Origin of the sequence: Paenibacillus apii (assembly GCF_011043685.1) — a bacterium.
Classification (GTDB): domain Bacteria; phylum Bacillota; class Bacilli; order Paenibacillales; family Paenibacillaceae; genus Paenibacillus_AQ; species Paenibacillus_AQ sabinae.
The window spans coordinates 1-4,071 of the sequence record NZ_JAAKGU010000025.1 but is presented as its reverse complement, the minus strand read 5'-3'; the positions used below and the strand labels follow the sequence as shown (position 1 = coordinate 4,071).

General features: G+C 46.9%; 3 protein-coding genes. 1 reads left to right on the top strand and 2 read right to left on the bottom strand.

The window, feature by feature from the left end:
- Window positions 1-634 precede the first annotated feature (634 nt).
- Window positions 635-1,498, bottom strand: a complete 864-nt coding sequence (locus G5B47_RS25185) for a DMT family transporter (protein ID WP_165104214.1) — start codon at window positions 1,496-1,498, stop codon at window positions 635-637.
- Window positions 1,499-1,699: 201 nt separating this feature from the next.
- Between G5B47_RS25185 and G5B47_RS25180 the strand changes: the two genes are divergently transcribed.
- A complete protein-coding gene (locus G5B47_RS25180) occupies window positions 1,700-3,076 on the top strand; it encodes an aminotransferase-like domain-containing protein (RefSeq protein WP_165104212.1) in 1,377 nt (458 codons plus the stop codon).
- A 196-nt stretch (window positions 3,077-3,272) separates the two neighbouring features.
- On the opposite strand, the gene G5B47_RS25175 is transcribed toward G5B47_RS25180, so the two are convergent.
- Window positions 3,273-4,071: S-layer homology domain-containing protein (locus G5B47_RS25175; protein WP_165104210.1), on the bottom strand; the 799-nt coding region annotated here is incomplete at its 5' end.

Here is a 4,071-nt window from a genome sequence, read left to right as displayed (position 1 = left end):
GTGAATAACATTCTTTTCATCGTATGCCTCCTGAGGTCGTGATTTTAGGATATTGATTCGTTTTAAGCTTTCAACGTAAAACAAAGCCACGTATCAAACGTCAATAACGCCTATATGCTCGGTAGTTTCATCTTACCGAGCACATAGGCGTTATTTATTCGTTGCTTATCACAAGATCCTAACTTTTCTATACGGAATTTCTTACGATTTTCTTACCGACGCTCAACTTATAGATTTTACGGTCCCATTTATCCGAAAATACAGCCAAAAACAGCGATGAAAACACAATGTCAAGTCAAGTATCGTTAACGAAATCGACAAACTGGCCGTCGAAATCGAGACGCCAAATTCCTGCATGAATAATGGAAGAATCGGCCATTGTTCCGATGTCTCTGGCACGCCGGTATGAACAAACAGGTGAATTCTTTATTTATCATCTGGAATCCCCTCCGCCTGAACGGGTGTGCTATCAGATTCAACCGCGTAACCCCAGGTCAAGCGCTGTAGAAAGTCTACGAATACTGGATTCATGTATAAATGCTGTCATGGAGTCAAGCGATAGTTAAAGGGCCGTTTCTTCAACAAGCCTACACTCTCTGAATTATGGTTCCCCTTTACCTACCAAACGATATATCTACGTTGCGAATCGCCGTGCGACCGCCACACACAGTACGACACCGATATTTACTACAAAGATAGGCCAACCAATTGACTCGTGAAGAACGAGAGCAGAAAGTAATAGCCCAAAGAATGGCTGAAGTAGTTGTAACTGCCCGACCGCTGCTATACCTCCCTGGGCAAGGCCACGATACCAGAACACAAAGCCGATGAGCATGCTGAACAGAGAGACATAAGCAAGACTCCAAAGTGCGGAAGCACTGATACCCGCCCACGAAACCGGCATGTAATAAAACGAGAGCAGTAACATAACGGGAAGCGACAGAATGAGCGCCCAAGAGATCACCTGCCATCCTCCTAACCTCCGAGAAAGTCGTCCTCCTTCCGCATAACCGAAACCGCACACGATGATAGCAGCCAGCATTAACGCATCACCGACCGGCGAAGATGCAGCCCCTTGTGTTAGGGCGAATCCTGCTACAAGGGAGCTGCCTAGAGCTGAGAAAATCCAAAAGGTTGGTCGGGGGCGTTCACCACCACGCAGTACACCAAAAATCGCCGTCGCAAGCGGCAGAAGTCCAATGTAGATAATTGCATGCGCGGATGTGACATACTGAAGCGCCGAGGCTGTAAGCAGTGGGAAACCTACTACCACGCCGAGTGCTACTAACAATAGCGGACCAATGTCACTTCGGACAGGCCGTTGCTGCCGGAAGATGAGGAGGAGCACTCCCGCTAGCACCCCAGCAATTGCGGCACGGCATACGGTGAGAAACAACGGATCCAAATCCATCACAGCCAACCGTGTTGCTGGTAGCGAGCCGCTGAAGATGAGTACGCCCAGAAAACCATTGGTCCAGCTGCTTGTCGTTTTGTTCATTACAATCACTCCAAAATATTATTTAATACGAAAATGCACTCGACACTTAAAAGTAACTATGTACGAAAGTAGTCATAAGATGCATCTTTGCAAGATGATTTGTATTATAATAGATACAAATAATCATGAATATTGATCTTTTATCCATCTGTAAGGATACAGAAATAGCAGAGCAAATTCTTCTGGTTGGAGGCATATTTTATGACAAATAAAATGGAATCCATTCAACAAATCATCCGCTCGGAGATAGCCAATGGTCTCATCAAGCCCGGCCAGAAGCTGGCATCCATCCGCAAGCAGAGCGAAAGATTCGATTGCAGCCTTAACACGATCATTCGTGTTTATCAAGAACTCGAAAGACAATATCTCATTTATTCACGCCCGAAAAGCGGTTATTTTGTCGTAGCCAAAGAAGCGCTCCTTCCCCTGCTGCAAACAAAACGAATCGATTTTACATCAGCGGCTCCCGATCCCGCATCGATACCGCAAACAGACTTTCGTCAATGCTTGAACAAAGCGATGGAATTATTTGAGTCGTCTATATTCACTTATCCCGATCCACAGGGTTTGCTTTCTCTTCGCCAGGAGATCGTGAAGCTTTTTCAGCAGCAACAGGTTTTCCCTTCGGCTCAGCAAGTATTTATATTTTCAGGCGCCCAGCAAGCTCTCCATCTTCTAGCCGGTATGCCTTTTCCAAATGGAAAAACCAACATTCTGGTCGAGCAACCAACGTACTGGGGAATGCTGGCTGCGCTTAAGACACAAAGACAAACCGTTATCGGCATCGAAAGAACTCCTGACGGCATTGATTGGGTGACTTTGGAGCGCTATTTTCAAAGTAATATGATTAAGTTTTTTTATACAATCCCGCGCTTCCATAATCCGTTAGGCACTTCTTACACAGCGGAAGACAAACAGCGACTGATAGAACTCGCCAAAGCCAATGACGTCTACATCGTTGAAGATGATTATCTTGCTGATTTGGAAACAAACAGTAAAGCAGATCCTATTCACGCTTATAATGGAGCCAGTCATGTCATTTATCTCAGAAGCTTTTCCAAAGTGATGCTGCCCGGATTAAGGCTTGCCGCAGCAGCAGTACCAACGTCGCTTATTCCTTCGCTCCAATGGCATAAACATGCGGCGGATCTGAGCACCTCGGTGCTTTCTCAAGGTGTACTCGAGATTTATATGAAGTCCGGGATGTATGCACATCATGCGAAGCAAATGAAATCCTTGTACAATCATCGCATTAAACATCTAAGAGAAATTTCACAGCGATTATTGTCCAAAGAGTACTTATATACCATCCATTCTTGCGGAGGGCTTTTCACTTCAATACATCTTCCGGACTTCATTCATACAGAAGATTTGGTCAAACGATTGGAGAATCGTGGCGTTGATGTATTTGCAACCGATAATCAGTTCCTTCCATCTTTCCCAAAGCTTAATTTACTGCGCCTTAGCATCATGCGGACCGATGAGCAAGATATTGAAGAGGGCATGCGTATCATTGCCGAAGAACTGGAGCGTGTCCAATATACAAGCAGCTCCCCTAAGCCATTTTTTCGGTTATGAGTATAAAAAAGACAGGATAAGTGCCAGAACCCTTTAAACACAAATAGTCCTGATGCTAAAGCTCTCCATCAGGACCTACAAATTAAAACTAGAAAATCAACCACGCCGATCTGCTGCGGACTTAACTCCTCAAAGTATAGAGGCGTCCCTAGCCGTTGCACGGCTTGTGGGACGCCCCGTTTGTGGAAAATTGCTGTTATTGCGCTCGCTGCAGCAGCCCCAGAATGACGGTTACAGCTTCCGCTCTTGTAACACTTTGATTTGGAGCAAAGCGGTTCTGACCAATTCCATTCACAAGCCCCGCATCCTTAATCGCTGCGATATAAGGAACCGCCCATTTCGGAGCAACCTTGGCGTCCGCAAAAGACAGCGCCGCTTTAGGATTCACTTCGACCCCGCCAGCACGGACAATCAACGCCGCCATTTCGGCTCTTGTGATGACCTGATCGGGACGGAAGGTGTTATCGTTATAGCCGGCAATAATACCCGCATCCAAAGCTTGCGCGATATAGGATTGCGACCAAGCCGGAATTTTGCCCGTATCTTTGAAGCCCAGTGACTTCCCGGCATCCGGATGTTTCACAGCACGCATCAGGAGAGTAATAAATTCCGCCCGGTTGACCGTTTGGTTCGGACGGAAGGTTCCGTCTGCATACCCTTTGGCAAATCCAAGCTCCACGGCCTTGTTGATTGCAGCTGCTGCCCAGTGCCCGCCAATATCCTTCAGCTTTGCCGCCGGAACGATTGGTGCCGGTAATTCTGGTGACGACGGCGTAGTTGGTGCCGTTGGTACCGTCGGCGTTGCTGGCGGCGCCGGTTTCGTTCCTCCACCTCCAGTATTGCTAGGGGTGTCAACGTTATTGCCGGTATTGGAGATTTTTTGAATACCAAACTGGTCAACCAGATACGGAGCAGCTTTGTCCACATTCTGATCAATTTCGTACGTAAATGCCGTCAGCTTGCCGCCGTCAATCGTGATGCCGACGAAGTTCTGT